Here is a 26,585-nt window from a genome sequence, read left to right on the forward strand (position 1 = left end):
GATTTCCGACTATGCCGGGAAAAGCTGGTGCTGTTTTTCTATCCGAAAGCCAGCACGCCGGGTTGCACGACAGAATCAAAGGATTTTTCGGCGCTCCTGCCCGAATTTGAAAAAGCCGGCGCTGCGGTGCTCGGCATGTCGGCGGACTCGCCGAAAAGACAGCAGAATTTCATCAACAAACAGGAGTTGACCGTCGATATCGCTTCCGACGAAAGCACCGAGTTTCTCGAGAAAATCGGTGTCTGGGCGGAAAAGAAAATGTACGGCAAGACTTTCATGGGGATTATCCGCTCGACATTTCTGATCGGGCCGGATGGCACCGTGCTGAAGGCCTGGCCGAAAGTGAAGGTCAAGGGCCACGCGGAAGAGGTGCTGGCTGCGGTACAGGCGGCATAGTCCCCTGAAATGACCGAACAGCTTGATGTCGGCAGCGCGGTTTTGCGCGTGCTGCAGACCGCCGATCCGCTCACCAAGGTAATGGCTGCCCGTCATGCTGCGCGGGAATGGCGGCTGGGGCGGCTGGCGCACGGATTTGGCGAGGCCATGCCGGATATACCGGCGCGCCTGATCATCCGGTCTTGATGCGGCCGCGCGACATGCCGCGACGCGGGAAGGGCACTTCCGTGCCCCGGCGAATCGCCCTGATCCACGCGCTGGCCCATATCGAATTTGTCGCGATTGATCTGGCGTTCGATATGATCGGGCGGTTTGGCGCGCAATTTCCGCGGGAATTTACCGACGACTGGATGCGGGTCGGCGCCGAAGAAGCAATGCATTTCGCCTTGCTGGATCGCAGATTGCGGGATCAGGACAGTCATTACGGGGCGTTGCCTGCCCATGACGGGCTTTGGGATAGCGCAAAAAACACCGCCTACGATGCCTCGGCGCGTCTCGCCATCGTTCCGATGGTGCTCGAGGCAAGGGGGCTGGATGTGACCCTGGAAACCGTCGAACGGTTCAAGCGGCAGGGCGATGATCTGACGGCAAAGGTGTTACATCGCATCTATAATGACGAGATTGTCCACGTTTCGTTCGGCACGAAATGGTTCGAATATGATTGCAAAAGGCATCATCGGGCCCCGCATGCGCATTGGAAAAATCTTGTAAAACCCACTTCACCGGCGGGTTAAAGCTCCATTTAACGACTCAGCGCGCCAGACAGCCGGTCTGACCCGAGAATATTATTATGGCATTGAATAATTAACCGATATGAATTTACACCCGTAAACGCACAACGGGGGCGAAGGTTCCGCCACAAAATTCAAGCCATGGATTTCATGGGTCGCAGATAAAGGTTCGATCATTATATGACCGAAAACATAGTAGTTTTGTTCAAGAAATCTGTGACCAAGATCACAGCAGTGGCCCTCCTCGGTTCGGCAATGATCTTTTCCACCGCTGCCTCAGCAGAAGACGCTGCAGAAGCGGCAGAAGCCAGTATCCCGGTTGATGTTCTGAAAAGCCAGGCCGCCGAAAGCGCACTTGGCGAAGCTGACCCCGCTTTCAAACTTATTTTCGACAAATGGAGCGGCCAGGGGAAAAAGGAAGAGGTCAAGCTGACCATTCCATCTCGCAAACCGGTAAAAGACTTCACGCTGACAAGCTCCTACGGTTTCCGGTCCGACCCCTTCAAGGGCCGTCGCGCCAATCACAAGGGCCTCGATATGGCCGGCCCGATCGGCACACCAATTTACGCCACCGCTGACGGTATCGTCGGACGCGCACAATGGCTGGGCGGCTATGGCAAATATATCGAAATCAATCACGGCAACGGCATCCAGACCCGCTACGGTCACATGTCGCGGCTCAATGTCGAAGCCAATGCACGGGTCAAGAGCGGCGACCTGATCGGTTTCATGGGCTCGACCGGTCGTTCCACCGGCAGTCACCTTCACTACGAAGTGCGGATTGCCGGGGAAGCGGTCAATCCGATCCCGTTCATGCAGTCCAATGATTTCCTGATCGCGCAGAAGCTGAATTCCGGCGTTGCATTGGGCGGTCCAGCAGAATAAGACGGTTTTCACACCTTTGGGAGAGGGTGCATCAGGGAGCGGTTAAAGCTTAAGGCTTGCCGCTCCTTTTGATTCTCCCTATCTAAGGATCATGAACCAACTGCTCGCAACCACCGAACAGGATATTATCCTGACGCCCAACGCCGCAAAACGCGTGGCGGCCATTGCCGAAAAACAGGGCAAGGCAGCCATTTTGCGGCTGGCTGTCGAAGGTGGCGGCTGTTCCGGTTTCCAGTATCGCTTCGGCCTGGCGGACAGCATCGAAGAGGATGATATTGCGGTCGAAGAATCCGGCGTGACGCTGGTGGTCGACGAAATCAGCCTCGATCTGGTGCGGGGCAGCGCGGTCGACTTTGTCGAGTCGCTTGGTGGCAGTGCTTTTCAGGTGACCAATCCCAACGCGGCATCTGGTTGCGGCTGCGGCTCCAGTTTCTCTATCTAAGTGAAAATAGCCAGCTTCAATATAAACGGCATCAAGGCGCGTCTGCCGCGCCTGCTGGAATGGCTCGAAGAGACCAGGCCCGATGTTGCCTGCCTGCAAGAAATCAAGACGCGGGACGAAGGATTTCCCGCCGAGAAGTTCGAGGAAATCGGCTATGGCGCGATCTGGCACGGCCAGAAAAGCTTTAACGGCGTTGCCATTTTGGCGCGCGACCAGGTTCCGGACGAGGTGAAGCGCGGGCTCGATGGCGAACCTGAAGACGAGCATAGTCGCTATATCGAAGCCAATATCAGCGCCAAAGACGGTTCAAAAGTGCGCGTATCCAGTATATATCTGCCGAACGGCAACCCCCATCCCGGGCCAAAATTCGATTTCAAGCTTCGCTGGATGAAACGGCTGCGCGAACGCGCTGCGGAAATCTGGGCCGAAGAAGTGCCTGCGGTGCTCGCCGGCGACTATAATGTCATCCCGCGCGACAATGATGTCTATTCGGTCAAAGCGATGCAGAATGATGCTCTGATGCAGCCGGAAAGCCGCCAGGGCTATCGCCGTATATTGAATGACGGCTGGACCGATGCGCTGGGCGTCACCTATCCGGCCGGCAATATCTGGACCTATTGGGATTATCGTAGCGGCGGCTGGCAGAGGGACCAGGGCTTTCGTATCGACCATCTGCTGCTCAGCCCGCTTGCCGCTGACCGCCTGAAAACGTGCGGCGTCGACAAGGAACATCGCGGGCGGGAAAAGGCCAGCGATCATACACCGGCCTGGGTTGACCTGGATATCTGACTCGCCCGCCGGCGACGCATTGCTTTTTCTAGCTGATCGGCTTTTCGTAAATCAGATATTCGCGGTTAATGGTCGCTTCGATTGCTTCGGCAATCGCCAGCATTCCCTGATTGTCTTCCAGTATCCAGCCGATTTCCGCGCGTTTTGTGCCGAAATTGAGCTTGGCATCGCGGCGAATATATTCGATCAGCATGAACACCATCTGGCTGGCCAGGCGGCTGTTCTGCAATTCCTTTTTGACCCCCATGAGCGGCACGCGCATCGAGTTGGATTTGGGGAAATTCAGCCACCAGAGCAGCTTTGCCCAGCCGAACGGCCATAGCGAGCCGTTCATTGTCTTGATCGCCTCGTTCATGTCGGGCAGCGTCATCATGAAGGCAACCGGTTCGCCTTCCAGTTCCGCGATCCGGATCAGATCTTCGTGAACGATCGGTTTCAGGCTCTTGCCGGCATGTTCGATTTCACGGTCGGTCATCGGGACAAATCCCCAATTGCTCGACCATGCATCGTTGAGAAGATTCATGATAATCGCGGCATCACGGTCGAAATTCTTCTTGTCGACCTTGCGTATTTTTAGTCTTTTGTTGCGCTCGCCCGATGCCACGATCCGTTTGACCAGTTCGGGAAAACCATCCTCTACCGGCAGGTGATAGGTCACCAGCCGCTTCGCGACACGATAGCCCAGATTCTCGATCCATCCCTGATAGTCCGCATTGTGGTGCCCCATCAATATCATCGGACTATGGTCATGGCCTTTGGTCAGAACGCCGGGTTCTTCCCAGATCGACATGCTGATCGGGGCAAGCACTCGCGTCATGCCCTGGTCTTTCAGCCATGACTCGGCCTGAAGGATCAGTGCGTGCATCACCGCTTCGTCGCTGGCTTCCATCATGCCCCAGTTGCCGGTTCCTGGCCCCATGCCCTGTTCGGGCGGCTGTTCGAGCGCCAGTTCGTCGATATGCGCGCTGATCCGGCCAACCACCTTGCCCTGTCTGAGAGCGAGGAACAATTGCACCCGGGCATGTTCGAAAAACGGGTTTTTGCCCGGGGTTATAAGCTTGGCGACTTCGGATCGGAGCGGCGGAACCCAATGCGGGTCATCGGCGTTGAGCTTGTAGGCAATATCGATGAACTCTTTGGTCTGGGCCTTGGTAGTGACAGGTTCTACGACTATATCCTGAGTGGCCACCATATTTTATCCTTCTATATATGCGGCTGGCTGTGGCGTTAATCGAGGCGCAATGTCAAGGGCAGGCGCGCCATTGCGGTCTTGCCCTTGCCATGATCTCGCCACGATATGTTGCTCTAGGCCAACCAACGATAATGCAGGTGTTTATGAGTTCGACAACTATTTCTCCGAAAAATTCGCCAGCGGCAGCGGCAGATCCGCGCCGGATCAACGCGGCTGTGCCCGTTCCCGAGGATGTCGAGCTGATCCGCACGGCGGCCAAGGTCACGCGCGACCTCAATACGCCCAGGCCGGTCATCTATTGGGCGGATTTCCTGGCATCGGTGGCCGTGGGCTATGGCTCGCTCGCCGGCGCCATTATCAGCCAGTCGACCGGTATCGCCATCGCGTTCGGTCTGATCGCGGTGCTGGCGCTATACCGGGCTGGGAGCTTCATTCATGAACTCACCCATGTCCGGCGCAATGCGCTGCCCGGCTTCCATTTCGCGTGGAATGCCCTGTTTGGCGTGCCGATGCTGATTCCATCTTTCATGTACGAGGGCATTCACAGCATCCATCACCGGACCAAGAAATATGGCACGGTGGAAGACCCGGAATATTTGCCGCTGGCGCTGATGAAGCCCTGGTCGGTGCCGTTGTTCGTGATTGTCGCGGCGCTGGCGCCGGTGGCGTTGTTGTTCCGCTATGCCGTTCTCAGCCCGCTGTCCGCTGTGATACCGCCGCTGCACAAGCTTGTCGTCGAACGCTATTCGGGGTTGATCATCAATCCCGAATTCCGCCGCAAGCCGCCCGAGGGTGACCTCAAACGCCGCTGGCTGGCCTGCGAAATCGGCGCCAGTGTCTGGGCGATCGCTTTGCTGGCCATGGTCGCGACCGACGTCATCCCGCTGCGCGCCTTTCTGATTTTTCTGGCGGTTATGTCGGGCAGCGTGGTGCTGAACCAGATTCGCACGCTGGTTGCCCATCTTTGGGAAAATGACGGACAGGAAATGAGCGTGACCGCGCAATATCTCGACAGCGTCAATGTCCCGCCGCCGGCAACCCTGCCTGCCTTATGGGCGCCGGTGGGCCTGCGCTATCACGCGCTGCACCATCTGTTGCCGGGGGTTCCCTATCACAGCCTGGGCGAAGCGCATCGCCGTCTGGCGGCGGAATTGCCGAGCGACTCCAAATTCTACCGGGCGGATCATGACAGTCTGTGGACTCTGATCACCGGACTCGTGCGGGGCAGCGCCGGGAGAAATTGAAGCGGCTATTCCTCGGTCCGGATCAGCACGGTTTCGCCGATCAGGAAGAACAGCATGAACGGTGCCCAGGCCGCCAGCAAGGTCGGATAAGCGCCGATATTCCCCATCGCGAGCGCGAAATTGTCGGCGACAAAATAGGCAAAGCCGAGCGCCATGCCGATCACAGCGCGCAGGAACAGCTGTCCGGACCGGGCCAGACCGAAAGCGGCGACAGCCCCGAGCAACGGCATCAGGATCGAGGACATCGGTCCGGAAATCTTGTGCCACCAGCCGGCCTTGAGACTCATCGTCGGACGGCCCGCACGTTCGAGTTCGTCAATCGCCGTGCGCAACGCAAAATCGACAGGCTGTCCGCATCGACATTGGTCAGCGTGAACTGGTCCGGCCGGATCGAATCGCCGATCATCAGCTCGGCTTTTGTCTCCTCCGTTCCCGTGCTGACATCGAACTGGGTGACGTCGGTGACTTTCCAGCCTTCGCCGGTGAATCGCGCTTCCTTGCCCTGCATCAGGCTTTTGAGCCCGTTGCCGGTGCGATTGTAGATGGTGATGTCCTGCAACAGGACATCCTTGCCGCGGCCGGTCACGGTCCGCGCGTTTATCAGATTATTGCCATCCTTCACCCAGACATTGGTGCGGACGTTGCTCTCCGCCGGGATCGGGCCAAATTCGACTTTCTCCCATTGCGACAGTCGGGCGGTGGCAGGCGCGACGATGGTTTCATTGAATATGAAGGACAATAGCGCCACGCCCATGCTGGTGACGATCAATGGTGCGAGAATCTGATGGGCGGAAAGGCCACCCGCCTTCATCGAGATGACTTCGCTGTTCTGGTTCAGGGTGGCGAGGGTGATGATCGTCCCGAGCAGAACCGAAAAGGGCAGAAAACGGGCGACAAGCTGCGGTGCGCGCAGGGAAACATAGGTCCAGAGTTCGGCCTCGCCATTGCCTTCATAGGCCATGATCTTGCCGCTTTCGCCGAGCAGGTCGAGCGCCTGCAACACCAGCACCAGCAGTGCCAGCACCGCCAGCGTCCGGATGATGAACATCTTTGCCATATAGATGGCAAGGGTACGGGATGGGAAAAAATCCATGTCCGGCTATTCCTTCATCAATGCGCGTTTGCGATTGAAATTGAGCAGCCCCTTGAAAACCCCACCGAATTTGGAGAAGGCCTTTTCCAGAGCACCGATCGGCTGGCCGCCCGGCACATGGGCTGCGACATGATACATCCATATGATCAGCGCGGCGAACAGGCAGAAGGGCAGCCACAGGGCGATGATCGGATCGATAAGGCCCAGAGCCCCGACGTCCTCGCCATATTCGTTGACCTTGTGATAGGTCACAATCATGATGATCGACAGGAATACGCCGAGCGCGGAACTGGAGCGTTTCGGGGGAACTGCGAGCGCCACCGCCAAGAGCGGCAAGAGCAGCATCATCACCACCTCGACCATGCGGAAATGGAAATTGGCGCGGCTTTCGTTGCGTTCGGCAACCGGCCGGTTTTGATCCTGTCCGACCCGGACCAGTTCGGGTATCGTATATTCCAGATCCTTGCCACCGCGCGACCGGAACGTCTCGATATCGGGCAGGTCGATCGGCAGATCATGGTTGCTGAAGCTTAATATCCGCGGCTTTTCGTAATTCGGTGCGTCATGGACCAGAACGCCGTCGGTGAGCCGCAGGATGATCGTGTCGGGATCGTCAGTCGCCAGAAACTGGCCGTTTTTCGCAGTGACCGAGACAGTCTGCCCTTTCTTGTTCTCGGCGCGGACGAACATCCCGCTCAATTTCGTCCCGTTGTCGCGACTTTCCTCGATCCGCAGGGTCATCCGGTTCCCCAGATTGGTGAATTCGCCAACCTTGATCGACGCGCCGAGCGCGCCTGACCGCAATTCGAAGCGTAATTCCTCGTAATAATAGCGCGAGAGTGGCTGGATGAAACCGACCAGCGCCAGATTGACCAGCATCAGGGCGATGGTGAACAGATAGGGTACCCGGAGCAACCGTCCGTAACCCTGTCCTACTGCGCGGAAAACATCGAGTTCGGAACTCAGGGCAAGCTGGCGAAATGCGAGCAGGATCCCGAGCAGCAGACCGATCGGAATGCCAAGCGACAGATATTCGGGGATAAGATTGGCCAGCATCCGCCAGACGACGCTGACGGGGCCGCCTTCTGCCGCGACAAAATCGAAAAGACGCAGCATTTTTTCCAGCACCAGCAGCATCGCCGCGATCACCAATGTGCTGAACAGGGGCACCGCTATCAATTTTGCCAGATAGCGATCAGTGGAAGTCAGCAGTTTCAACTTGTTGTCTACCTCTCACCATGTTTTCGCCGCAAATCAAATCCATAGCAATCGGTAGATCGGGGGGCTGATTCTTGTCCGTGCCGGAGTAATGGCGCGGGTATAACGACTAGGAGTTACTACGTCATGTTGAAATTTGCGGCATCTATCGCATTATCGACTACTATTTTGCTTTCTTCTGCCCCTGCATTTGCCGGCGGTCGCGTCATACCCAATGACATGCGCCAGTGCCAGTCCGGCAAGGGACCCGCTGTAAAAGTGGAAATCGAAGGTCTGAAAGAAGCCACTGGCAAGGTTCGCGTCCAGAGCTATCGTGGCACCAAGGACGAATGGCTGAAAAGCGGCGCCTGGCTCTCGCGCATCGAAGTGCCGGTCAGCGCGAAGAACATGACTTTCTGCCTGCCGTTCAGCCAGACCGGCGAATATGCGATTGCGGTGCGTCACGACCTTAACGGCAACGGCAAGACCGACCTGTCCAGCGACGGCGGCGGCATGTCGAACAATCCGAGCATCAACATCTTCAACCTTGGCAAGCCAAGTTACAAGAAAACCAAATTTGCCCTTGGCAATGAGGTTAAATCCATCCGCATCACCATGAAATATATGTGATGTATTCAGTACGCGGGACAATTTGGGGCTAATTCATGGCAAATGTCGCACTTCTTTCCAATCCGAACTCAACCGGAAACCGGTCGATTTTGCCAGAAGTGCGCTCCTATTGCGTGAAGAACAGCGATGTTTTCCACTATGAAGTCGATCATGTCGATGAAATTGCCAAGGCGCTGGAGACCATCGCCCGTGTGAAGCCGAAGGTGCTGGTCATCAACGGCGGTGACGGCACGGTGCAGGCAGCGCTGACCGAATTGCACCAGGGTGGTCATTTCGGCGACAATCCGCCACCGGTTGCGGTACTGCCCAATGGCAAGACGAACCTGATCGCACTTGATCTGGGCGCCGAGGGCAATCCGCTGAAGGCGCTGGAACGGATCGTCGAGCTAGCCAAACACGATTTGCACGAACATCTCGTCGACCGGGAACTGATCGCGCTGTCCGACGGCAGCAAGGATAGCAAGGTCGTGCTCGGCATGTTTCTCGGCGGAGCCGGACTGTCGGAATTCATTCTCTATTGCCGGCACAAGATCTATCCGCTGGGCCTGCCCAACGCGGCCGCGCATGTGCTGACGGTTTTCGCCGCACTGGCCTCCGTTTGTTTGGAATAAAGGGCAAGTTTTTGCCGAAGCGGTCGACGCCGATCAAGATATCGCTGATTCGTGATGGTCAGTTCCAGGGCAATTTTGCGGTGTTGATCGTCACCACGCTGGAGAAGCTGTTGCTGATGAAGCGATCCATGCGGAACAAGAATGCGATTGGCCGCATGCAGTTTCTGGCCATTGACCAGCAGGCCGGAGCGATAGTGCGTTTTCTGCTCTCGGTGATTTTCGGTCGGCTGGGAAGAAATGTCCAGAAGGGTATCCATCTGGAACGCGGAGACATGATCCGGATCGAGGGCGACGGCAGCAATGTCCTGATGGATGGCGAGCTTTTCTCCGCCCAGCCGGGACAACCGATCGTGCTGAAATCAACCAAGCCAGTATCCTTCCTTCGGCTCGCCGCCTGAGCTAAGGCGTTTCGCGTGAGCGAACTTAAGACATTGATTGCACAGGAACTGGCCCAGCCCGTCGACAGCCGGGTGTCGGCCTTTGCCTCCTCGATTGCCGCGCAATATGGCGAGGCGTCGCGGGCGGTACTATTCTACGGTTCCTGCCTGCGCTCCACCGAGCTCGACGGGCAGATGCTCGATTTTTATCTGATCGTTTCGGATTACGAGGCGGCTTATGGAAAAGCTGGCTGGCGGCAGCGAACCGGCGCTTGCCGCCCAATGTCTTCCCGGCGGAACATGACGGACTGGTTGCCAAGGTGGCGGTCCTCAGCGAGAAGGATTTTCACAGGCTGAACCGCATTGGCGCCAGCGCGGTCAGCGTCTGGGCCCGATTTGCCCAACCCTCGCGGCTGGTGTGGCAGGCCGACGAAATGGCGCAGACGAAGGTGGTTGAAGCGATCGAAGGCGCTTCCATCACCTTGTTCGATATGACTTTTCCGATGATGGATATCGACACGGAACATCATATCGTCGATCTCTGGAAACGGGGTTTCGAACTGACCTATGGCGCGGAGCTGCGAGCCGAGCGAAAGGACCGCTCCGGTTCGGTGGTGGACTCTGATCCTGATCGCTATGCCCGCTTTGGTCCGGCCGTGATGGCGACGATTGCCGAACGGGACGAGGCGCGAGGCCGGAAACTCAAAATTGTCGCATCCCGTGATGCGGTTGAAAAAGATGGCGGCAATTGCGGCGCAACGGCAAAATTCTCACGCTCGCCAGACTGGCCAAGGCGTCCGCGACTTATGCCGGCGGGATCGACTATCTGGCGTGGAAGATCAACCGCCACGCCGGGACGGATTATGTGATCAAACCGTGGCAACGCAAATGGCCGATATTGGGCGCGCTGGTGATGCTGCCGCGGTTGATTGCGGGTGGAGCGATCAAGTGAGCCCGTCATGCAAATGATTCCGTCATCCTGAACTTGTTTCAGGACCCCGGGCGCCGAACCGGAAGATGGTGGCAAGAGTGACGAGATCCTGAAACAAATTCAGGATGACGAGATGCTAACGGTCCTTGTAATCCGGCTTCCTCTTGGCAAAAAGGCCTTCGCCGCCTCGCGGCTGTCTTCGGTCATCGAGAGCATCACCTGCTGCCGGTCTTCGATCGCCAGTGCCGCTTCAAAGCTCTGCGCGTCGATATTGCGATTGAGCGCATCCTTCGACAGGCGCAGGCCCATTGGCGCGGTGTCGAGCATCTCCTCGGCCAGGGACAGGCCGGTCGATAGCAGTTTGTCCTCCTCGACCATTTCACTGATCAGCCCGTATTTCTCGGCCCGTTCGGCGTGGATGAAGCGACCGGTCAGGATCAATTCCGATGCAATCGAAGCACCGACCATGCGCGGCAGGAAATAGCTGGAACCCATGTCGCAACCGCCGAGACCAATCTTGATATAGGCCGCATTCATCTTGAGCGACGGCGCGCCGAAACGGACATCGCTGGCCAGTAATAGCGAGAGGCCTCCGCCGCAGGCCGCGCCTTGCGCTAGCGCGATAATCGGCTGCGGGCATTGCCGCATCAATTGCATGACCGTGGCGATCGATCGCTGCGTCCGCCAGACATGCTGCACCTGGCCGGCCGATCCGTCATTTTTCCAGCCGCCGATATCGAGACCAGCGCAAAAGGCGCGGCCTTCGGCGCGGAACAATACGACCCGGACCTCTGTGCGTTTTTGTAACTCGCGGAAGTAATCCTGCAGCGCGAAGATCATTTCCTCGTTCATCGTGTTGAGTTTGTCGGGGCGGTTGAGCGTCAGGATTTCTATCGCGCCGCGCTGTTCGATGAGGATAGGATTATTCATCACAGTTTACGTCCGTTGGAAGGTCCATAGATTGAACCAATTTCTTGATTGTTGCTATGTCATATTGGACCCACTGATCATCAGTGGGTTCGATCAATGCTGGATTGGCCAACCCGCCATCGCAACAAAAGCAAATTTCTATTTCGCCAACCAGTTTTCCCAATTCATTAAAATATCGGAAGAAATGGTGGGGAATAAAACATGCTTCTTCGTAGGCACCTTCGCCACTTTCGGGACGTTGAACGATGATTTGACGAGTGATGGCTTTTTCAAACATCATTCGTTCGTCGGAAGTCAACTCGACCCCATCGGGATTGCTCGTGCCAAAGAAGCCATCGACGTTGAGTGGTAGGTCTTCAATGAATAAACGCACCGACTTGGCGTGAGGATAGACTTCGATAGACTTTGTTTCAGTTATGAGTTTATCCGAGGGAGCTTGGGCTTTTTGGCCATCACATGCTGCTAGGCCAAAATAGAGAAAATAGCGATCAGAAACAATTGAATCTGATGTCTATTTATGACTGGCATCAAATCGCCCCAACAGCCTTGCCAGCCGCTTCAAACATGCCGAGAATCTGGTCGACTTGCTCGCTCGTATGTTCGGCACAAAGCGAACAGCGCAGCAGTGTCATATTGGCCGGTGTCGCGGGCGGTCTCGCCAGATTGACATATAGGCCTCCGCGAGCAGCGCCTGCCACATCATCGCGCCTTTTTCGAGATCCGGCATGATCACCGCGATGATCGCGCTTTGCGCTTCGGGCGTGCCGAGGGTGAAACCGAGGTCGCGCAGGCCCTTGTGCAGTTTCTTGCTATTCTCCCAGAGATGCGCGCGCTTGTTGCCGCTGTGCATCAGCTTGCGGATCGAGGTACTCGCCGTTGCCATCACGCTGGGTGGCAGGCTGGCGGTGAACACATAGGGGCGGCAGACCAGCCGTAATATTTCGAATTTCGGATGGTTGGAGACGCAGAAGCCGCCGACCGTGCCGACGCTTTTGCTGAACGTGCCGATGATGAAATCAACGTCGTCGATCACGCCCTGCGCTTCGCAGACGCCGCGGCCGTTTTCGCCGATGAAGCCCATCGAGTGGGCCTCGTCGACCAGCACCATCGCGCCGTTTTCCTTGCAGATGCGGACCATTTCCTTGAGCGGTGCGACATCGCCGAGCATCGAATAGACGCCTTCAAGCACGACCAGCTTGACGGCCTCGGCGGGCAGGCGTTTCAGCCGCTTTTCCAGCGCTTCGACATCATTGTGACGGAAAGCGACGATCTCGGCATTGCCCATCGCGCAGCCATCATAGATCGACGCATGGCTGTCGATGTCGAGAATGACATAGTCGCCCTTGCCGGCGAGCGTGGAGATGATCCCGAGATTGGCCTGATAGCCGGTAGAAAAGACCATCGCGTGGTCCATGTCGTAAAATTCCTTCAGCGCATCCTCGCAATCGCGGTGCAGGCTGTAGGTCCCGTTGAGCACGCGGCTGCCGGTGGTGCCGGAGCCAAATTCTTCCAGCGCTTTCAGGCCGGCCTTACGCACGTCATCGTCAAAGGTCATGCCCATATAATTATAGGTGCCGAGGAGAATAGTTTCCTTGCCGTTGCAGACGGCGACAGTGGGCGAGATAACCTCTTCCATCACCAGCGAAAACGGGTCCTTGACGCCCGTCGCGAGGAGATTCTCACGCTCCTGGATGAGCGGGTCAAATTTACTGAGTAGATCGGTCATGCTTTACTTCCGTTAGTCCTGAGCCTGTCGAAGTACCAACCACCCGCTCGTGCGACCCCTATTCTATCTCAGGGCGAACGGGTGTCTGGCTCTAGTTTTCCATCAACTTCGCGACGGCATCGGCGAGCTGGCCGACGGTTTCGATTTCGGCCTGCATGTTCATGGTGATGATGATATCAAATTCGTCCTCAACGGCAGCGACGAAGTCCATGACCGTCAGACTGTCCCATTCGAGATCACCCTGAAAGGTGGTGGTCGGCGCAAGTTCGACGCCCTTGTTGTTGAACGGTCCGATCAGTTCGCTGATCTTGGTCATGATTTCTTCGCGATTTGCCATAATATGCTTTCAAAATTGCTATTCCCGACCTTTGCCAAGACATGCGCACCATTGGCAAGCGAATAAGGCGCAAAAGCGGCACAATGCGTGCCTTGTCTTGCCCAATCATGTGCTTTCTGCCACTCTTCTGCCTTATCGCAGTCCACCATTTGGGGAAGTAATCATGGACGAAGGCAGCAAATGGCCGGACGAAGTTGTATATGCGCTGGGAACAACCCAGCGCCATCATGTGCAATTGAGCGTTATGGCCGATAACAAGGCAAATATGCTGATCGGCGCGACCTTTGTCGTTTTCACGCTGGCTATCGGCCAGAGCCACGCCGGGACAATTTCCCTGCCGCTGCTCATCCTCGCGATTTCGGCTTTCGGGTCCGCTGGTCTGGCGGCGCTGGCGGTGATGCCTTCGGTCAGGCCTCGGAAGGACAGTTCTCCAAACATGCTGTTTTTGGTGGTTTTTCGAAGGTCAGCGAAGACGAGTTCATCGAACATCTGCTGGAAACCGAATTGCGCACCCAGGAATCAACCTATCGGGCGATGCTGCGCGATATCTACCAAATGGGGCAGATTCTGGAACACAAGAAATATCGCTTTCTCGGCTGGGCCTATCGGGTGTTTCTGATTGGTCTCACGCTGACCTTCGTCACCTATGTTTACGAACAGTTCGCCGGACCGATTTTCCAGTCCTGATTACAGCCAGTCGTTGTGGCGATACCATGTTGCGGTATCCTTGAGGCCCTGGCGCGTCTCGATCTGTGCCTGCCATAATTGCGTCGGCAGACGCCTTCGCGGGTCTATCGTCCAGTCGTCATGGCAAAATAATTGACCCGGTCTGCGGTAAGCTTGGCTTTGTCGCCGCGCGCCAGACGGTCCGCCCTGGCAGCGAAACGCAATAGGGATTTCGGTATACCGACCGTGGCGACGCGTTTGCCCATCGCCTGACCTATCGCCTTGGCAAAACCGGCCTGCGTCCAGCCGCCCGGCTTGCCGTCATCGACCTCGAAAATCTGGGCGGTAAAATCTTCCTGTTCCGGCAACAGGGCAAGCAAAGCCTGACACAGATCCTGGACGTGGATCACCGATAAAAGGCCGTCAGCATCAGGGGGCAGGGTCACGAACCCCAGTCGGGCCATTTTGAACAGGTCGAGAAACTCGCCGTCACCCGGGCCATAGACCGCGGGTGGGCGAAGGATCGTCCAGTCGAGGCCGCTGGTCTTGACCAGCTTTTCGGCCTTGGCTTTGGTCTCGCCATAGATGGACAGCTGCGGCTGGGTGGCGGCGAGCGAGGACACATGGATGAAGCGTTTGGTTCCCGCCCGTTTTGCAGCCTCTATGACGGCCAGTGTTCCCGCAACATTCCCCGCTTCAAAGCCTGCCCGGTCCGGCGCGTTGACCACGCCGGCAATGTGCAAAACCATATCCGCGCCGCTGCATAATCTTGCGAGGCTTGCCTTGTCGTCCAGCGCACCGCGCACCCAGGTGACGCCCGGACGGTCATCCTGCTTGCGCCGGGTCAGCGCGCGCGCGTCATATCCTTCCCGAACCACCAGATCGAGCATGCGGCTGCCCACAAAGCCGGTCGCGCCGGTGATCGCGACTGTCTTGCGAGCGGTGCCGGTCATCGCGACTAGACCATCACCATCTGGTTGCGATGGACCACGGCGCTGCGCGGCGCATAGCCGAGCAGGGCCTCCAGTTCCGAACTGCGGCGACCGATGATCTTGGCGCAGTCGAGTGCATTATATTCGGCCAGACCGCGGGCGATTGTCAGCCCATCCTCGTCCCTGATCTCCACCACATCGCTACGTTCGAACTGGCCATCAATCGTGATGATCCCGGCTGCCAGAAGGCTGTTGCCGGATTGCAGGGCAGCGACCGCACCGGCATCGACAGTGATCGATCCGGCCGAGGTGAGACGCCCGCCCAGCCACGCCTTGCGGGCATTGGCACCGTCGCGGGCCTTGAACAGGTCCCGACATTGGTCAGTGCATAGCGCTCGAGCGGATGGTCCTGGCGCCCGGAGATGATCGACAGCTCGATCCCGGCAAGATTGGCAATCTTCGCCGCTTCCAGCTTGGATGTCATCCCGCCCGAACCCAGTCCGGAGGACGAGCTACCATCGGCCATCGCCATGATCGATTCATCGACCGTTTCGACCACGCCGATAAACTGTCCGTAAGCCTCGCTATCCTCCCGACGGTCGTAAAGACCGTCGATGTCTGAGAGCAGCAAGACCCGGTCGGCAGATGCCGCTTGGCCGACCCGCGCGGCAAGCCTGTCATTGTCGCCAAAGCGGATCTCGTCGGTGGCGACGCTGTCGTTTTCGTTGATCACGGCAATGGCGCGATGCTCGATCAGCTTTTCCAGCGTCGCGGTGGCGTTGAGATAGCGCTTGCGATCTTCCATGTCGTCCAGCGTGAGCAGCATCTGGGCAGCGGTGATCTGATATTCTGCCAGCAATTCCGACCACAGGCTGCTCAGCGCGATCTGCCCGACCGAGGCCGCCGCTTGCGCGTCTGCGAGACTGGAACGGCCGCCGTGTTCAAGGCCAAGCTTGCGTGCGCCGAGGGCGATCGATCCCGATGACACGATGATGAGATTGTCGCCCGCCTGATGGCGCTTGGCGATATCGGCGACCAGCGTTTGAAGCCAGTCCCGCCGTGGCTTTCCGTCCTCTCCGACCAGCAGCGACGAGCCGACCTTGACGACAATCGTTTCCGGCTTTGCAGCGTTCACAACGGTGACCAGTCCTTGGGTTTATCCTCTTCATCAGAGGCTAGCGACGCCTGACCCTTGCGCTCGATCGAACTATTCTCGCCAACCGCTTCCAATATCTTGTCGAGCGCGGCATCGAGACCCTCGCCGGTCGCGCCCGATACCGGGAGTACATGTTCCGCACCGGCGGCGCGCAATTGACCGGCGATGTCGGTCATCAGTTCTTCGTCCAGCAGGTCCGCCTTGTTGAGCGCCAGGATTTGTGGCTTCTCGGCAAGGCCGCCGCCATATTTTTCCAGTTCCTTGGTGACCGTTTTCCAGGCTTTCACCGGATCATCACCGGTCGCATCGATGAGATGGAGCAAAATCTTGCACCGCTCGATATGACCGAGAAAGCGGTCGCCGATACCGGCCCCGTCGGCTGCGCCTCAATCAGACCGGGAATATCGGCAAGCACGAATTCGCGGCTCTTGTGCCGAACCACGCCGAGTTGGGGATGGATGGTGGTGAACGGATAGCGCCGACCTTGGCACCGGCATTGGTCACCTTGTTGATCAGGGTCGACTTGCCGGCATTGGGCAGGCCGACAAGGCCCGCGTCCGCGATCAGCTTCAGTCGCAACCAGACGGCTGCTTCCTCACCCGGTTCACCGGGCTGGTGCTGACGGGGCGCACGGTTGGTCGAGCTTTTGTAGCTGGCGTTGCCGCGGCCGCCGATCCCGCCTTCCAGAAATGTGGCGCGCTGGCCTTCGCGGGTGAAATCGAGCAGCACATGGTCCTTGTCTTCGGACAGGATCTGCGTGCCGACGGGCACTTTGATGACCAGATCATCGCCACCCGCGCCGGTCCGGTTGCGGCCGGCGCCACCCTTGCCGCGCGGCGCTCTGAAATGCTGGGCATAGCGGAAGTCGATCAATGTGTTCAGACCTTCGACGGCCTCGAACACGATATCGCCGCCTTTGCCGCCATTGCCGCCATCGGGGCCGCCATATTGGATATATTTTTCACGCCGGAAACTGACAGCGCCAGGGCCGCCCTGGCCCGAGCTGACATAGATTTTGGCTTGATCGAGAAAATGCATGTTGCAGCATTTAGGGATTTGGTGCGGGAAAGGCTAGGCTTTGCTGCAATATAACGAAATTGTCCTTGTCCGCTGGCTGGCCGGACAGGCTAGATGCTAAGACCCCCGTCGACTGCGAAGGCCGCGCCGGTGGCGAATTTGCTTTCATCCGAAGCAAGATAGACGATCAGATGCGCGATATCATCGGGTTCGCCCATATGACCGACCGGCTGGGCGAGCGCGAAGGATTCTTCGGTTTCGGCAGGGTTGGGCGTCCCGTCGATGACGCTGCGGACGTTGGGCGTCATGATCGTACCAGGGAGGACCGCGTTGACCCGCACCCTGTTCTTCTCGCGCGCGCAGTAGAGCGCGATCGATTTGGTCAGCATCGGAATCGCCGCCTTTGCGCTGTTATAGGCGATCAGATCGGCGCTAGCATTAATCGCGGCGGCGGAGGAAAGGTTGATGATCGACCCGCCCGTCTTGCTCATCAGCGGCAGGGCTGTCTTGCATCCCAGAAAGATCGAGTCGACATCGACGGTGTAACAGCGTTTGAAATCCTCGTAGCTGACGTCCGCGATCGAACCGAAAACCGTGACCGCGGCATTGTTGACCAGAACATCGAGCCGGCCATATTCCCCCTCGACATGGGCAATGATTTCGCTCCAGCGATCCGGATTGGTAACATTCTGCTCGAGAAACTCCGCCTTCTCGCCAAGCTCCGCTGCGGTTGCGGCTCCCGCTTCGGCATTATGATCGGTGATGATCACCCGCGCGCTTCCTCGATCAGGCGCTTTGCAGCGGCCTTGCCCAGTCCCATGGCCCCGCCGGTGAGCAATATGATCTTGTCCTGCACGCGTCCCATAAATCTCTCCCGGTTGTCGCCCTGTCGCTAATGCGTCCAGCTGCTATTCCGCCGCTTCCATCTGATCCATCTGCGCGACGCGGGGATCATTGGGATAGACCCACTCTTCGCCGATCACCTGCTCGACGGCCAGATGTTCCGGCACCCGGCTGAGGCCGATCATCTTGTCGCACGTCTGGTGAAAGCTGTAGATTCGTGCTTCCTGATAGCTGAGCGGCACGCTCTTGAAACCGTCGCTTTCCATTGATTTCTGGATCATCTCGCCAAATTGCGTGTCCTCGAGGATGATCGGCGACATATCGCGGCCATTGGGCTTGCTCTCGTCCGGAACGGTCCAGAGATCCGGCGCGGGGCCATCACCCCAGTCCATCGCCATGGTTACCAGCTCGATCCGCGTCGTATTCAGCGAAGTCGGCCAGAAAATCAGCGGCGGGACGAAATAGTTGCTCAGCGGAGAGACCCAGTTGGGAAACATCGTATAGCTTTGCGTGCAAGTCCGGCCAAATTCTCCGACGCCTTCGATCTCCTGCCAGTGGGGCGGGCTGTCAATAGCCCGGACATGCTCACGGTCGGTCTGCTCCGGGGCAGGGGCGAGCATCCGGGCATGGCCATTGGGATAGATGGTGTTCACATTGCGCTTGCTGTCGACGAGCGGCGCTACTGTGTCGGGATGGATGAAGGGTACGTGATAGACCTCCATATTGGCCTCCATCGCCACCTTCCAGTTGCACTTCAGGTCAAAACTGTGGCGGGCGGCAAGCTTGATCTTGTCAAAGCGGAATTCTTTCCACTCGTCCCAGACAGGTCCCAGCCATTGTTTGAGCGGCATCGCCTCTTCATCGAAATTCACGAAAATCAGATTGCCCAGCCGCTCGCATCGCACTGGGATCAGGCTGCGGCAGGACATGTCGAAATCGGGTCCGAAATCCTGTTTTTCCGGAACGCCGACCAGGGTTCCGTCGGTCTTGTAGGTCCAGTTGTGATAGCCGCACATCAGCCGCGGCGTCTTGCCCTTTTCTTCGGTCACCACGGGTGCGCCGCGATGACGGCAGGTGTTGTAGAAAGCGCGTATTTCGCCATCCATGCCGTGCACGATGATGATGGGGTCGCCGATCTGCTCCCATTTCATGAAGCAACCCGGATCAGGGACTTCATCAATATGACCGGCGAACAACCAGGTCTTCTTCCACAGATATTGCTGCTCGAGATCATAATATTCCTGGCTTGTATAGCGGCCAGCGGGCAAATCAGGCAGGCGCGGGAACCCCTCGGGCGGCGCGGCGCGGGAGGCCTCCCATTCCATCAGACGTTTCATCTGATCGATATAATTCTCGCTCATCGGCATGATATCAACTCCCTAGGCAGCGGCAATCCTGACCGGTATCGCGCTCTGCATCGCTTGCCCGGTGATCGGATCGAGATGGTCATTGTCGACGATCAGCCGGTTGGTCGAGCCGCCCTTGGTCATCACGTCGCCCTTGCCTGCTTCACTGTCGCCAAAGGCATGGCTCATCGAGATGACTCCCGGCCGGACTTTCTCGTCGGCCTTGGCGAGACCGAAAATCGAGGCGGTGGGAGAGCTGATCTCGATGATCGCGCCATCTTCAATGCCTGCAGCGGCCAGATCCCCGGGGTTGAAGAAGGCCGGGTTGGTCGGCATTTTTCGACCAGTTTCGGGAAGGTGTGGCCGTTGCTGTTATAGCGATGCTTGGAGCGGCGGGAGATCAGGCGGAAATCGAAGCCGCTCTCGACCGGATCATTGGCGGCATAGTCGAGAAGCTCGCTGGGCATGGCGCCGGCGTTGAGATCGAATTTCTCCTGCGCATCCGGATCGGCCGGGCCGACGACGGGGTGCAGTTCGTCGTATGTGATGGCCGCGCCCTTGCGCTCCAGCGCCGCCGCATCGGCCTTGGCCTTGCTGGGCTTGAGCAGCGAACCTTCGGAAATCAGATCTAGGACGGTCGCCTTATCGGGGCAGGTCTCCATCGACACGGAGCCACCGGGGAAGTTCATCTCGATGCCCATATGCTTGGCCAGCCACCACAGCATTTCATATTCGTCCATCGTGTCGCCGGGCGGCGGCACCATTGCCTCGGTATAATGGCCATAAGCTTCTTCGGTAAAGGCGTCAGAGACATTGTTGATGTCTTCGCGTTCGAGGCACATGGAGGGCGCAAGGATCATGTCGGCGCGTTTGGCGCTGGCGGACATCCACGGATCGACCTGGATGAACAATTCGCATTCATCCAGCGCGCGGCGGACCTTCTGCTGGTCCGGGAAGGCGATCTCGGGATTGCCGCCGATCGAGATCAGCGCCTTGATCTGGCCTTCGCCGGGCGTCAGGATCTCATCGGCCAGCACATTGCACGGCATTTCCTTTCCGAGATGGCCGAGACCGCGGATGCGTGATTTCGGGAAGCCTTCGCCAAAGGTCGGCATTTTGGGCGCGACTTGCGCTTTCCGGGGGCCGCCCATCAGCGGGTTGAAGACCATCGGCGCGGAAACCCGCTCGCCTTCCTGGTTGAAACGGGCGCAGAGAATGTTGAGCGACGCCACCAGATATTCGGTGAGCGTACCATTGCCGGCCATTTCCGGACCGGTGCCGGTGACGACGCGTCCCTTGTTGGCGCCAGCGAACATGCGGGCGGCGGCGATCAGCTGATCCTTGTCGACCCCGGCGCGCTTGGCGGCGACATCGGGCGTCATCGGTTTGACGGCAGCTTCCAGCTCGGCAACGCCATCGACATGGGCGGCGACGAAATTCTGGTCGAACAGCTTTTCTTCGAAGATCACGTTGAGCATACCGGCGAGCAGGGCAGGGTCTTCACCCGGTTTTACCGGCAGATAGATGTCCGCCAGCTTGCCCATTTCACTGACCCGCGGATCGACGACGATGACCTTGAGACCGCGTTCCTTGGCATCGCGCAGGCCGCGCGAGGGCGAGGATGTCGGCATGCCGCCTGAATAATGGGAGACGATCGGGTTGTTGCCGACAAACATGGCGACGTCGGATTCGGTAAAGGCGTTGCCGCCGCCCATCCACATGCCATAGCGCGCGGTGGTAAACACCTTGGCCGGCTGGTCGACGGTGACGCTGGTATACCAGTTGCGCGAGCCAATGCCCTGGGCGAAGGCATAGGAGGTGCCGAGTACGGCGCTGTTCTGGAAAGCGTTGGTGCCGCAATAGACCGCGATGCTGTGCGGCCCGTGTTCCTCGACCATTTTCTTCATCTGCGCGCCGGCCAGTTTGAGCGCTTCTGCGGTCGGGATATCCTTGAAACTGCCATCCGGCTGGCGGATTTTGCTGGTGATCATCCGGTCGGGAAGATTGTGCATGTCGGGCAACTGGCGCCCCTTGATGCAGGTATAACCGTGGAACAGATGGTCTTCCTTATCGCCGCGCACGGATTTGACCTTATCGTCTTCCACCTCGACGATCATCGCGCAACTTGCGTGGCAAAAACGGCAAAAACTACGCTTGGTTTCGACAGCCATGAATCTCTCCTAATTTCGGAGAAGTTTAGGCGCGACAAATGGTGCAGGCGACTGACAAAAATGCTCGTAAAACCGCTTTTCGGTCCACAGCAGAATTTCGTCCATGCGGGCCCGAGATGGGCCTGCAAATCAGCCGCTGTTGCGCAGTGCTGTCGCAATAGCGTTGAGCGACAGCTGGATGCCTTCGCCGATGCGGGGGTCGTCCTCGCCGGCGCGCAGGCGTTTCATCAGCTCGATCTGGAGATGGTTGAGCGGCTCGATATAGGGCAGGCGCAACTCGATGCTGTTGAACAGCGCCGGGCTTTTCGCCAGCAGGTGCGGCTGGTCGGTGATGTCGAGCAATATATCGCGGGTCTGATACCAGCTGGACCGGATGCGGCCGAAAAAGGCCTGCCCCATGTCCTTGTCCTCGACCAGCTCCGCATAGCGGGCGGCTATGCCCATGTCGGACTTGGCCAAGACCATTTCCATATTGGAGAGAGAGGCCTGAAAAAACGGCCAGCTCTGTGCCATGTCTTTCAGTTTCGCCTTGTCGTCAAAACCGGTAAGCGCTTGCCCGACACCGTACCAGCCGGGCAGCATGACGCGGGCCTGGGCCCAGCTGAACACCCAGGGAATGGCGCGCAGATCTTCGATCTTGTCGCTCTTCGTCCGGCTGGCCGGGCGCGAACCGATCTTGAGTTTGGCAATTTCCGTCAGGGGGGTCATCTGCCGGAAGAAAGTCCGGAAACTGTCGTCGCCATAGACCAGATCGCGATATTCGGTGAATGCGACCTGCGAGATTTCGTCCATTGCCGCGGCATGGTCGGCCTGTACCTTGCTGTCGGTCCGGTCCGGCTCGAGCGAATTGATCAGCACGGCGGAGGTCATTGCTTCCAGATTGGCTTCCGCGACATCTTCTGTGCCATATTTCGCGGCGATCACTTCGCCCTGTTCGGTGATCCGGATGCGGCCGGCAACAGTGCCCTTGGGCTGTGCCTTGATGGCGCCGAAGGCCGAGCCGCCACCACGGCCCACGGCACCGCCGCGCCCATGGAATAGCTGCATTTTTATGCCCGCCTCGGCGAATATCGGTGTGAGGGCGTCGCTCGCCTTGAACAGGCTCCAGGTCGAGGTGAGATAGCCGCCGTCCTTGTTGCTGTCCGAATAACCGATCATCACTTCCTGATGCCCGCGGCCCTTCGCCAGAGCGTGCATTTCCGGAAGGGCGAAGAAACCGGCCATCACCTCGGGGGCATTTTCCAAATCGGCGACGGTCTCGAACAAAGGCACAGCCATGACCGGGCAGGACGGTGAATCACTGTCTTCGGTGGGTGCGTGATAGAGGCCGGTTTCCATCAACAGGACATAGACTTCCAAGATGTCGGAAACGCTCTCGCCGTTGCTGATATTATAATTGGTAATGACCTCGGGGCCATATTTGCGATGCGCTTCGGCGGCGGCGCGGATGATCGACAATTCCTTCGCGGTCTCGTCGCTATAGGTGATCCACGGGCTCGCCAGTGGCCGGTTGTTGGCCAGCTCGGCGCGCAGCCGCTTGACCCGTGCCGCTTCGTCCAGCGCCAGATAGTCATCTTCGACACCCGCCTGTTTCAGCAATTCGGCGACCACGCGTTCGTGAACCTTGCTGTTCTGACGCATATCGAGGGTTGCGAGATGGAAGCCGAACAGTTCGACCGTCCGGATCAGGCGGCCAAGCGCCCCCGATGTTGCAAAGACACCCTTGCCGGCCGACTTGAGGCCCTGCGCAAGAATGACCAGTTCCTCGCGCAATTGCTGCGGATTGTCATAGGCCTCGGCGGTAATCGTCGATGCACGGCCGGGAACATGGCCGCAAAGCTTGAGATGGGTGGCCGACAATTTTGCATAGATGCCCGACAAGGCGCGGCGATAGGGTTCGTCCTTGCGGCTCAGCGAGTCATCGCCACTGGCCTCGGCGAGTTCCAGCACCGCTTCCGGCACTTCGGCCAGTTCGGTGGAGATGGACAGTTCTGCGCCCAATGTGTGCACGCACATCAGATAATAGCCGATGACGGTTTCGGCCGCGCGCGACAGGGCCTCTTCCATCGCGCCGGCGTCGACGAAGGGGTTCCCGTCGCGATCGCCGCCGATCCAGCTGTTGAGTTTCAGGAAGCTCGGCAGGCGCGCGCCCAGGGTCCGTTCCCATTTTGCATAGAGCCGGGGCAGGACGGGAAGGAAGACATCCTTCATATAGCTCTGTGAAATCTGTACTTCGTCGGTAACGAACAGGCGCTCGCGGCGCAGCGGACGGGTCTGCCAGAGCAGAGCGATCTGGCGCAGGATCGCGGCGTCGAGCATGTCGCCCTGCGGCGTTTCGGATTCCCCTTCGTCCTTCATCAACAACAGTTCGGCAATCCGGGATTTATGGTCGATGATACTCTTGCGCCGTACCTCGGTCGGATGGGCGGTCAGCACCGGCGCGATCAGCGCCTCGTCGAGCAGCTCCAGGATCGCGTCCCGGTCAACGCCCTCGCTGGCGAGCAGTTCGATCGCCTCGACCACCGTGGCGCCTTTTTCGGCCGCGACGCCCTGCCGGTCCTCGGCAAGATTGGCGAGCAGGGAAAACAGCATGAAGCCGCGGACAAAGGCGAGCGTCTCGTCGAGTGACAGCGCATCAAGACCGGGATCAATCGCATCCGCATCGGCCAGCCCGCGATGGCGATCGACGCTGGTCGAGCGGATATATTCGGTGCGTCGGTACAGCTCCTCCCCGCCATAGGAACGAATGACATCGCCCAGCAATTTGCCGAGATATTTGATGTCTGGATTTTGGCGGACGGTGAGGGATTGTGTCATGTCGATATGCTGCACTGCGGCAGATAATCGGTCAAGGGGTATCGATGCATCCTTCGGCTGGTTTTCGCATCTGGATCAGGGGCGGAAGCGATATCGGGAACCGCAGGCCGGGCCCGGGACAGCTCAGCCAGCACGCGAGCGATGAAAGCGGCTGCACATATCATGGTTAACGAGAGGAGATATTTCCGACAAGGCGCGTATTGGCGAATTAACCAAAGCCGCCCAATAATGGGCTGGTTTCGCCGCATTTTCCGGCAATGGAGAATTTGGCCATGCAGCTGCCGCGCTCGATCGGCAAGCGCGCTGTTATCGTGGGGATAGTGCCAAGAAGTGGCAGAAATCTCTGGCTGGCGCGCTTCTGAAAGCGACCTGATCTCCGTATGCAGGCTATAGGAAAATAATTAACCAATTTCGGCTATCTTGTTCGATCAAGGAGATTTTTATGGCGCGAATTATTTATGCCGAGGATGACGAACTGGCCGCAGAGCTCGTTCGTGACACGCTGATGGATGCGGGTCATGCCGTGGGCGTGATCGGTGACGGCCTGACAGCGCTCAAGGTTGCCAAGGCGAAAAATCCCGATCTGATCATCCTCGATTGCAGCATGCCGGGAATGGGTGGCGTCGAAGTGGTTCGCCGGATTCGCAACCATCACGAGCTTTTTGCCACGCCGGTGCTAATGCTGACGGGACGCTCGTCAGCCGCCGATGAACGTATCGCGCTGGAAGCGGGAGCGACCGACTATCTGAAGAAACCGTTCGATCCCGACGAACTGGTCGTCGTTGTCGAAACCATGCTGGACAATGTCCAGAAGCGCAGGGAAACGCAAAAACTGCCGATGCGTTACGTCTGATATCAGCTGTCAGGGCCCGGCGCGGCCTAGCTTTCCAGCTCGATATCCCAATATAACCAGTCATGCCACGTATCGTGCAGGAAGTTGGGTGGAAAGGCCCGGCCATGTTCCTGCAAATGCCAGCTGGTCGGCTTGATCGGCCGATTGGCGAGCTGCATATGTGCTTCCTTGGGTGTCCGGCCGCCTTTCTTGAGATTGCAGGGCAGGCAAGCGGTGGCGACATTCTCCCATGTCGTGCGGCCTTTCTGCCGGCGCGGGATAACATGATCGAAAGTCAGATTATCCGGTGATCCGCAATATTGGCACTCGAACTTGTCGCGCAGGAACAGGTTGAAACGTGTGAAGGCTGGATATTCGGACGGCTTGATATATTTCTTCAGGGCAATCACCGACGGGATTTTCATGTCGAGATTGGGGCTGTGCACTTCGCGCTCATAGCTGGAAATAATGTCCACCCGGTCGAGAAATACCGCTTTGATCGCGGTCTGCCATGGCCACAGGCTGAGCGGATAATAAGACAGAGGCGTATAGTCAGCGTTGAGGACAAGCGAGGGGCAGCTTTCCGGATGCCTTTGCAGGTCGGGGTGATACATTAGCGTCTGTCTCCCTTGTCCTTTACTGTCTGCTCTTTATGCCTAAGAACGTGACATGACTGTTACACAAAGAACATTATCCGGCTTATGACGTCAAGTGGGCAATTGAATCGACATATTGTGGTGCGTTTTGCCCCTAGCCCCAACGGATTGTTGCATTTGGGTCACGCCTATGCCGCAATGGTGGCGCATGATTTTGCCCGGTCGCGCGGAGGCCGGTTCCTGCTCCGGATTGAGGATATCGACAGCGGTCGCAGCCGACCCGAATTCGTCACGGCGATCATGGACGACCTGCGCTGGCTGGGTCTGGACTGGGACGGGGATGTTATTTTCCAGTCCCGACGACTGGAAAGCTATGCGGCGGCGGCGGCTCGGCTCAGGGCGATGGGCTTATTATATCCCTGCTTCTGCACCCGGTCGGATATGCGGAAGTTGCAGGAAGACGGTCCGCAGCCGGAAGGCCCTGACGGGCCGATCTATACCGGAACGTGCCGGCATCTCGATCCGGAACTGGCAAGGAACCGGGCAGCGACCGAACCGCATAGCTGGCGGCTCGACGTGGCGAAGGCGGCTGCGATGACTGGGCCGCTGGAATGGGTCGACGAACGGCATGGCAAGCAATCCAGCGATCCCGGACGGCTAGGCGACGTAATTCTTGTGCCGAAGGACACGCCGGCGGC

Annotated in this window: 21 protein-coding genes and 8 pseudogenes; 12 read left to right on the forward strand and 17 right to left on the reverse strand. The window is 58.2% G+C overall.

Annotated features, from left to right (window positions below):
* Positions 1 to 27: 27 nt before the first annotated feature.
* From C8024_RS05555 to xth, 5 genes and pseudogenes are all read left to right on the forward strand, one after another.
* Positions 28 to 396 carry a peroxiredoxin gene (locus C8024_RS05555; protein ID WP_367947174.1) on the forward strand — a complete coding sequence of 123 codons (369 nt, stop codon included), beginning with the start codon at positions 28 to 30 and terminating at the stop codon, positions 394 to 396.
* Positions 397 to 405: 9 nt separating this feature from the next.
* Positions 406 to 1,200 (forward strand): annotated as a pseudogene (locus C8024_RS05560) (ferritin-like domain-containing protein).
* Between the two features lie 143 nt (positions 1,201 to 1,343).
* Positions 1,344 to 2,012, forward strand: coding sequence for a M23 family metallopeptidase (locus tag C8024_RS05565; RefSeq protein ID WP_240616847.1), 669 nt, complete (start codon positions 1,344 to 1,346; stop codon positions 2,010 to 2,012).
* A gap of 91 nt (positions 2,013 to 2,103) precedes the next feature.
* Positions 2,104 to 2,454, forward strand: coding sequence for an iron-sulfur cluster insertion protein ErpA (gene erpA, locus C8024_RS05570; RefSeq protein WP_100092700.1), 351 nt, complete (start codon positions 2,104 to 2,106; stop codon positions 2,452 to 2,454).
* Positions 2,455 to 3,243: an exodeoxyribonuclease III gene (gene xth, locus C8024_RS05575; RefSeq protein ID WP_173203369.1), complete on the forward strand. Its 789-nt coding sequence runs from the start codon at positions 2,455 to 2,457 to the stop codon at positions 3,241 to 3,243. It begins immediately after the preceding gene.
* A 28-nt stretch (positions 3,244 to 3,271) separates the two neighbouring features.
* Here xth and C8024_RS05580 read toward each other — a convergent pair whose 3' ends face one another.
* Positions 3,272 to 4,432: an N-acetyltransferase gene (locus C8024_RS05580; protein ID WP_173203389.1), complete on the reverse strand. Its 1,161-nt coding sequence runs from the start codon at positions 4,430 to 4,432 to the stop codon at positions 3,272 to 3,274.
* Between the two features lie 146 nt (positions 4,433 to 4,578).
* Here C8024_RS05580 and C8024_RS05585 point away from each other — a divergent pair, with 146 nt between their 5' ends.
* On the forward strand, positions 4,579 to 5,679 hold the full coding sequence (locus C8024_RS05585; RefSeq protein ID WP_173203371.1) for a fatty acid desaturase: 1,101 nt from the start codon (positions 4,579 to 4,581) through the stop codon (positions 5,677 to 5,679).
* 5 nt (positions 5,680 to 5,684) lie between these two features.
* On the opposite strand, the pseudogene lptG reads toward C8024_RS05585, so the two are convergent.
* Positions 5,685 to 6,772: pseudogene (gene lptG, locus C8024_RS05590) on the reverse strand (LPS export ABC transporter permease LptG).
* A 6-nt stretch (positions 6,773 to 6,778) separates the two neighbouring features.
* Positions 6,779 to 7,984: an LPS export ABC transporter permease LptF gene (lptF, locus tag C8024_RS05595; RefSeq protein WP_100095399.1), complete on the reverse strand. Its 1,206-nt coding sequence runs from the start codon at positions 7,982 to 7,984 to the stop codon at positions 6,779 to 6,781.
* 132 nt (positions 7,985 to 8,116) lie between these two features.
* Here lptF and C8024_RS05600 point away from each other — a divergent pair, with 132 nt between their 5' ends.
* The 3 genes and pseudogenes from C8024_RS05600 to C8024_RS05610 all read left to right on the forward strand — a co-directional run bounded on the left by C8024_RS05600 (position 8,117) and on the right by C8024_RS05610 (position 10,539).
* Entirely contained in the window at positions 8,117 to 8,599 is a 483-nt protein-coding gene (locus tag C8024_RS05600; RefSeq protein ID WP_173203373.1) for a DUF2141 domain-containing protein, read from the forward strand.
* A 35-nt stretch (positions 8,600 to 8,634) separates the two neighbouring features.
* Positions 8,635 to 9,608: pseudogene (locus tag C8024_RS05605) on the forward strand (diacylglycerol kinase family protein).
* A gap of 15 nt (positions 9,609 to 9,623) precedes the next feature.
* Positions 9,624 to 10,539: pseudogene (locus tag C8024_RS05610) on the forward strand (hypothetical protein).
* A 99-nt stretch (positions 10,540 to 10,638) separates the two neighbouring features.
* Here C8024_RS05610 and C8024_RS05615 read toward each other — a convergent pair.
* From C8024_RS05615 to C8024_RS21005, 5 genes and pseudogenes are all read right to left on the reverse strand, one after another.
* The gene (locus tag C8024_RS05615; RefSeq protein ID WP_217272014.1) at positions 10,639 to 11,448 is read right to left on the reverse strand and encodes an enoyl-CoA hydratase/isomerase family protein; all 810 of its coding nucleotides are present in this window, start codon (positions 11,446 to 11,448) and stop codon (positions 10,639 to 10,641) included.
* Positions 11,441 to 11,821 (reverse strand): hypothetical protein, encoded by a 381-nt coding sequence (locus tag C8024_RS05620; protein WP_173203377.1) that lies wholly within the window; start codon positions 11,819 to 11,821, stop codon positions 11,441 to 11,443. The genes C8024_RS05615 and C8024_RS05620 overlap by 8 nt, the downstream gene beginning before the upstream one ends.
* A gap of 154 nt (positions 11,822 to 11,975) precedes the next feature.
* A pseudogene (locus C8024_RS05625) lies at positions 11,976 to 13,174 on the reverse strand (aminotransferase class I/II-fold pyridoxal phosphate-dependent enzyme).
* A 91-nt stretch (positions 13,175 to 13,265) separates the two neighbouring features.
* Entirely contained in the window at positions 13,266 to 13,511 is a 246-nt protein-coding gene (locus tag C8024_RS05630) for an acyl carrier protein (protein ID WP_173203379.1), read from the reverse strand.
* A gap of 225 nt (positions 13,512 to 13,736) precedes the next feature.
* On the reverse strand, positions 13,737 to 14,000 hold the full coding sequence (locus tag C8024_RS21005; protein WP_254305604.1) for a hypothetical protein: 264 nt from the start codon (positions 13,998 to 14,000) through the stop codon (positions 13,737 to 13,739).
* On the opposite strand from C8024_RS21005, the gene C8024_RS21010 reads away from it, so the two are divergent.
* Positions 14,001 to 14,198 (forward strand): Pycsar system effector family protein, encoded by a 198-nt coding sequence (locus C8024_RS21010; protein WP_254305606.1) that lies wholly within the window; start codon positions 14,001 to 14,003, stop codon positions 14,196 to 14,198. It abuts the gene before it with no gap.
* Here the strand turns inward: C8024_RS21010 and C8024_RS05640 are convergent.
* The 8 genes and pseudogenes from C8024_RS05640 to ppc all read right to left on the reverse strand — a co-directional run bounded on the left by C8024_RS05640 (position 14,199) and on the right by ppc (position 24,459).
* A pseudogene (locus C8024_RS05640) lies at positions 14,199 to 15,130 on the reverse strand (NAD-dependent epimerase/dehydratase family protein).
* Between the two features lie 5 nt (positions 15,131 to 15,135).
* Positions 15,136 to 16,256: pseudogene (gene proB, locus C8024_RS05645) on the reverse strand (glutamate 5-kinase).
* Positions 16,241 to 17,303: pseudogene (gene obgE, locus C8024_RS05650) on the reverse strand (GTPase ObgE). Before obgE ends, proB begins: the two co-directional pseudogenes overlap by 16 nt.
* Positions 17,304 to 17,392: 89 nt before the next feature.
* Positions 17,393 to 18,052, reverse strand: a complete 660-nt coding sequence (locus C8024_RS05655) for an SDR family oxidoreductase (protein ID WP_367947175.1) — start codon at positions 18,050 to 18,052, stop codon at positions 17,393 to 17,395.
* 138 nt (positions 18,053 to 18,190) lie between these two features.
* The gene (locus C8024_RS05660) at positions 18,191 to 19,486 is read right to left on the reverse strand and encodes an aromatic ring-hydroxylating dioxygenase subunit alpha (protein WP_173203393.1); all 1,296 of its coding nucleotides are present in this window, start codon (positions 19,484 to 19,486) and stop codon (positions 18,191 to 18,193) included.
* Between the two features lie 18 nt (positions 19,487 to 19,504).
* Positions 19,505 to 19,771 (reverse strand): molybdopterin dinucleotide binding domain-containing protein, encoded by a 267-nt coding sequence (locus C8024_RS21015; protein ID WP_254305607.1) that lies wholly within the window; start codon positions 19,769 to 19,771, stop codon positions 19,505 to 19,507.
* Positions 19,657 to 21,642 (reverse strand): molybdopterin-dependent oxidoreductase, encoded by a 1,986-nt coding sequence (locus tag C8024_RS05670; RefSeq protein WP_173203381.1) that lies wholly within the window; start codon positions 21,640 to 21,642, stop codon positions 19,657 to 19,659. Before C8024_RS05670 ends, C8024_RS21015 begins: the two co-directional genes overlap by 115 nt.
* 129 nt (positions 21,643 to 21,771) lie before the next feature.
* On the reverse strand, positions 21,772 to 24,459 hold the full coding sequence (gene ppc, locus C8024_RS05675; RefSeq protein WP_173203383.1) for a phosphoenolpyruvate carboxylase: 2,688 nt from the start codon (positions 24,457 to 24,459) through the stop codon (positions 21,772 to 21,774).
* A gap of 442 nt (positions 24,460 to 24,901) precedes the next feature.
* Here ppc and C8024_RS05680 point away from each other — a divergent pair, with 442 nt between their 5' ends.
* Complete coding sequence (locus C8024_RS05680) at positions 24,902 to 25,312, forward strand: response regulator transcription factor (protein ID WP_100092684.1); 411 nt, start codon at positions 24,902 to 24,904, stop codon at positions 25,310 to 25,312.
* A gap of 26 nt (positions 25,313 to 25,338) precedes the next feature.
* On the opposite strand, the gene C8024_RS05685 is transcribed toward C8024_RS05680, so the two are convergent.
* Positions 25,339 to 25,905: an HNH endonuclease gene (locus tag C8024_RS05685; protein WP_067197854.1), complete on the reverse strand. Its 567-nt coding sequence runs from the start codon at positions 25,903 to 25,905 to the stop codon at positions 25,339 to 25,341.
* Between the two features lie 87 nt (positions 25,906 to 25,992).
* Here C8024_RS05685 and C8024_RS05690 point away from each other — a divergent pair.
* A partial coding sequence (locus tag C8024_RS05690) for a glutamate--tRNA ligase family protein (RefSeq protein WP_254305605.1) occupies positions 25,993 to 26,585 on the forward strand: 593 nt, incomplete at its 3' end.

This window comes from Sphingopyxis sp. BSNA05, assembly GCF_013265645.1.
Taxonomy (GTDB): Bacteria; Pseudomonadota; Alphaproteobacteria; order Sphingomonadales; family Sphingomonadaceae; genus Parasphingorhabdus.